Annotated in this window: 5 protein-coding genes; all 5 read left to right on the top strand. The window is 69.9% G+C overall.

Features of this window, described 5'->3' with window-relative positions; all coding sequences use genetic code 11:
• Positions 1–1,075, top strand: a 1,075-nt coding sequence (locus QZV72_RS12780) for a SulP family inorganic anion transporter (protein WP_297008964.1), incomplete at its 5' end; no start/stop codon positions are given.
• A gap of 21 nt (positions 1,076–1,096) precedes the next feature.
• Positions 1,097–1,264, top strand: coding sequence for a hypothetical protein (locus QZV72_RS12775; RefSeq protein ID WP_297008963.1), 168 nt, complete (start codon positions 1,097–1,099; stop codon positions 1,262–1,264).
• A 194-nt stretch (positions 1,265–1,458) separates the two neighbouring features.
• Entirely contained in the window at positions 1,459–1,845 is a 387-nt protein-coding gene (locus QZV72_RS12770) for a hypothetical protein (RefSeq protein ID WP_297008962.1), read from the top strand.
• Entirely contained in the window at positions 1,842–3,317 is a 1,476-nt protein-coding gene (locus QZV72_RS12765; protein WP_297008961.1) for an alpha/beta hydrolase, read from the top strand. The genes QZV72_RS12770 and QZV72_RS12765 overlap by 4 nt, the downstream gene beginning before the upstream one ends.
• A 22-nt stretch (positions 3,318–3,339) precedes the next feature.
• Positions 3,340–4,524 carry an FAD-dependent oxidoreductase gene (locus QZV72_RS12760; RefSeq protein WP_297008960.1) on the top strand — a complete coding sequence of 395 codons (1,185 nt, stop codon included), beginning with the start codon at positions 3,340–3,342 and terminating at the stop codon, positions 4,522–4,524.
• Positions 4,525–4,610 lie beyond the last annotated feature (86 nt).

The raw sequence follows: 4,610 nt of genomic DNA, 5'->3' as shown, positions 1-4,610 counted from the left end.
CGGCTTCGTGGACGCCCTGGCGATCCTCATCTTCACCGCCCAGCTCGACAACCTCATCGACGTGCCCTGGGCCGTCTACCCCCTCGTCGTCGCCGGGCTCGCGATCATGGCCCTCTTCCCGAGGATCACCACCCGCGTGCCCGCGCCCCTGGCGTCCATCCTGCTGATCACCCTCGCCGTGGTGACCTTCTCCATCGACGTGCCGACCGTCGGCGACCAGGGTGAGCTACCCGGCGCCTTCCCCGGGCTCGGCGTCCCCGACATCCCCTGGAACCTCGACACCCTGGGCGTCATCGCCCCCTACGCCCTGGCACTGGCCCTGGTGGGGCTGATGGAGTCCCTGCTCACCGCGAAGCTCGTCGACGATCTCACCGACACCCACTCCGACAAGACCCGTGAGACCTTCGGCCAGGGCGTGGCGAACATCGTCACCGGCTTCTTCGGCGGCATGGGCGGCTGCGCGATGATCGGCCAGACGATGATCAACGTGAAACAGGCCGGGGCCCGCACCCGGATCAGCTCCTTCATGGCCGGGGCCTTCCTCATCATCCTGTCCGTGAGCCTCTCGGACAGCGTCGGCAGGATCCCGATGGCCGCCCTGGTGGCGGTGATGATCGTCGTCGCGATCACCACCTTCGACTGGAACTCAGTGCGCACGCTGCGCGTCATGCCGGTATCCGAGACCATCGTCCTCCTGGTCACCGTCGTCACCACCGTCGTCACCGACAACCTCGCCATCGGCGTCATTCTCGGTGTACTCACCGCGATGGTCGGCTTCGCCCGGCGCGTCGCGCACCTCACCCGGGTAGAGCGGACCGGGGACGGCGCCTACCGGGTGGAGGGTCAGCTGTTCTTCGCGTCCTCGAACGACCTGGTGTACCAGTTCGACTACACCGGTGACCCCGACCGGGTCACGGTCGACTTCTCCGGAACGACCGTGTGGGACTCCTCCACCGTCGCCGCACTGCAGGGCGTGCGTGGGCAGTACGCCCGTCGCGGCAAGTCGGTCAGTTTCACCGGGTTGGACGCGGTGAGCCGGGACTACATCGACCGGTTGGAGGGCCGGCTGGGCTGACCGGCGGTTAGGGTGGACGCCGTGATCCTCATCCCTGTCGCCTGCCTCCTCGTCGCAGCACTGTTCATCCTGCGTTCCCGCAACGCGGTCGCCCCGTGGGACGACCGGCTGCGGCTGACCGGCACCGCACTACTGGGAATCGGGGTGGCTCTGCTGGCGCTGCGGACAGCAATGCAGATCACAGGGTAGATCCGGGGACGCTCCGGGGTTGGGCGCCGCCCGGTCCCGCGCGTTGTCCACAGGGGGTGCGTCGAACCGGGAGAGAGTTGTCCACAGGTTTACCGGCGAACATTGACGTGTTCGGGGCCCGCCGATACGGTCCAGTCGCACCGGCACCCGCCGACGGGGCGGACCGGACGGACCACAGGACACCGGGAGGGGTCATGACACACGGGGCAGGGCAGGCGGGACCATCGGGGACAGGGGTTCTCCGGGTCAGACCGGAGAACATCGACCGGGCGGTCGGCGAGCTGGCAGGGTACGGGGACCGGTTGGGCACGGCAGGGCAACGACTGCCGTTCACCGGTGTCGCGCCGGCGAGTGCGCTGCCCGGCGGGCTCGCGGCGAAGGCCCTGGCGCTCGCCGCAGTCACCGTCGGTCGTGCCACGACCACGGAAGGGGCATCCGTGGAGTCTGCCGCGGACAGTCTGCGTATCTTCGCCGAGGCGGTGCGTACCGCGGACTCTGATTCCGGAGAGTCCCTCTGCGGGGTACCGGAGGGGGCACCGGAAGTAGCACCGGAAGTGGCACCGAGAGTAGCTCAGCCATGAGGATCATGGATATCGCCGACGCACCGGTGGCCGCGGCGTCCATGGTGTCGGACCGCTGGTCCGTCGCGGGCACTGAAACAGGGTCCGTCGCCACCGGCCTGGACCTCGTAGCGGACTTCCCGGAGTGGGAGGGCTCCGCCTCGGACAGCATGCGCACCCGACTGGCTGCCACCTCCGGGCAGCTCCGGGGGATCAGTGGTACCGCTGACACGGTGTCCGGCCTGGTGGACGGGCACTGCAGTTTCCTCACTGTCACCCAGGCCATCGTGAAGACGACCATCGCCCTCGCCGAGGGCGTCGGTATGACCGTGCACGGCAACGGCCGGGTGACCTCAGGGAGGATGGGTGCCGCCGGGGTGGGGATGCTGGCCCTGGACATCCTGCCCGGGACGGGCGCCGCAGTGGATGCGGCAGAGACCGGGTTCACCGTGGCACTCCGGGGGGCGATGACGGCCGTGGCCGCCGCCGATGCCGGGGCCGCCGCCGCGGTCACCGCCGCCGTCCTGTTCGATACCGGTGGGAAGGGCACCCCGGGCGCCGTCTTCCCGGGCGCACGCGGGAAGTCCGTGGAATCCCCGGACGGCATCGCCGACGGGGTGCGCATCGACCGGGCGCTCGACGCGTCCCTCACCCCGGAGGGGCGGGAGCAGGTGCTGGAGATCGCCGGGGAAGCGGTCAGGGAACTGCGTGGCCGGGGGCTCGACCCGGCGGAGGTCGGGGTGGAGATGACCATGGACGGCGGGCGACTGGGCACCGTCCTCGGCGACATCGACACCGCGGACAAGATCACCACCGTGGTCTCCGGAACCGGGTCAGGAGGCGTGTCCGGACTGAAGGACGCGACCGCTTTCGCGGGGAGGTTCACCGGCCCCGGGCAGGCGACTGTCGTCTGGCGTGACTGGTCGCCACCGACCAACCTCCTCGGCGCGGCGTTCAGTGGTCGCGCCGAGGCCGCCGGGCCGACGCTGCGCGCCCACCAGTCAGCGTTGCGGGAGCGGAACCCGGATGCCGAGCTGAGCATCGTCGGCCACAGCTACGGCACCCGCGTCATCGATGAGGCGGCCGGAGACGACATCCTGCCGCTGGAGGCGGACCGGATCCATCTCCTGGGCAGTCCCGGCATGACGGCGGACTCCGCCGACGACCTCAATCTGCGCGCCCTCGACGGGCACGCCGAGGTGCACGTCCACAAGAACCCGGGGGACGTGATCGGGCTCATGGCGGATGAACCGCAGATCCACGGGGCCGACCCCGCCGACCGGGACTGGGGCGCCGACTACGTCAACGGCAGGGACCCCGCCGCCCGCGGAGCGTGGGACCGTGCCAAGGACGCGCTCGGCCCGGTCGGAAAGCTGATCGACGACGGTGAGGACCTCGCGGGTAGCCTGTGGGGCCTGCTCGACGGCGATCTCGGCAACGAGCACGGCAGCTACAAGACCGACGAAAAGGTCCTTCAGGAACTGCGGAAGTAGTGGCGTCACTACTGTCGGAGCCATGACAGATCTCCCTGACCGCGTCCCGGCCGTCATCGTCGGCGCGGGTCAGGCGGGGCTCGCCGCCACCCATGAACTGGTCCGCCGCAGTCTCGTCCCGGGCACGGACTTCCTGGTCCTGGACGCCGACGACGGCCCCGGCGGGGCCTGGCGCCACCGGTGGGACTCCTTGACCCTCGGCAAGGCCCACGGCATCGCCGACCTTCCGGGGTTACCCATGGAACGGCCGGACCCGCAGGTCCCGGCGTCCCGGCTGGTCAGTGACTACTACGGCGCCTATGAGGAGACGTTCGGCCTGCGGGTGGTGCGCCCGGTACGGGTCGTCGCGGTGCACAGCACCGGAGCCGCAGCGGACGCCGACCTCGAACTCACTGTCCTGTGCGGTGACGGCGGTGGCGATACCGGCGACACCTGCACCACCCTGCGCACGGGCCTGCTGCTCAACGCGACCGGTACCTGGACCCACCCGTACATCCCGTACACCCCGGGCATCGCGTCCTTCACCGGGCGGCAGCTCCACACCGCCGACTACGTGCGGAAAGAGGATTTCGCGGGGGCTCGCGTCCTCGTCATCGGCGGTGGCCTGTCCGCGGTGCAGTTCCTGCTGGAGTTGAACACCCTGGGCGGAGCGGACTCCACTGTCTGGGCGACGCGACGGCCACCGAACTTCACCCCGGAACAGTTCGACCCGCGCTGGGGCTACAAGGTCGAGGAACGCGTCCGCGACGCGACAACGCAGGGACGGCGTCCGGAATCGGTGGTGCGCAACACCGGCATCCCGCAGTTGCCGGAGTACCTGGCGGCGGTGGACGCCGGGATCCTGGTCTCCCGAGGGATGGTGGAAAGGTTCACCCCCGACGGTGCGGTGTGGGGTTCGGTCTCCGCGCGAGCACTGGAGGACGCCGCCGGCCTGGAACAACCGGCCAGCTGGGACCCCTTCCCACCCGGGCATGCCGAGACGTTCGACACCGTCTTCTGGAACACCGGTTTCCGACCTGCCCTGACCCATCTCGCTCCCCTGCACCTGCGGGAACCCGGTGGCGGGATCCTCATGGCCGATGAGGTGTCTGTGGCGAAGGATCCCCGCGTCCTGCTCGTCGGTTACGGGTCGACGGCGTCCACGGTCGGCGCGAACCGGGCAGGACGCCTGGCGGGGCGCACTGCGGTGGCCCGGTTGGGGCGGTGAGACCGCTGCACTGCAGCGGGCGACATTGACCTGCAGAAACGCCTCCACCATTACCGTATTGACACCATCTGCACCTTCCAGCACGG

Origin of the sequence: uncultured Corynebacterium sp. (genome assembly GCF_902782855.1) — a bacterium.
Taxonomy (GTDB): Bacteria; Actinomycetota; Actinomycetes; order Mycobacteriales; family Mycobacteriaceae; genus Corynebacterium.
The sequence above is the reverse complement of the archived record's forward strand: the minus strand, read 5'-3'. Positions and strand labels throughout refer to the sequence as shown.

What these genes read in the sequence shown, in the direction of transcription:
- QZV72_RS12770 (WP_297008962.1), top strand. Translation starts at nt 1,459, where the DNA reads ATGACACACGGGGCAGGGCAGGCGGGACCATCGGGGACAGGGGTTCTC.
- QZV72_RS12765 (WP_297008961.1), top strand. Translation starts at nt 1,842, where the DNA reads ATGAGGATCATGGATATCGCCGACGCACCGGTGGCCGCGGCGTCCATG.
- QZV72_RS12760 (WP_297008960.1), top strand. Translation starts at nt 3,340, where the DNA reads ATGACAGATCTCCCTGACCGCGTCCCGGCCGTCATCGTCGGCGCGGGT.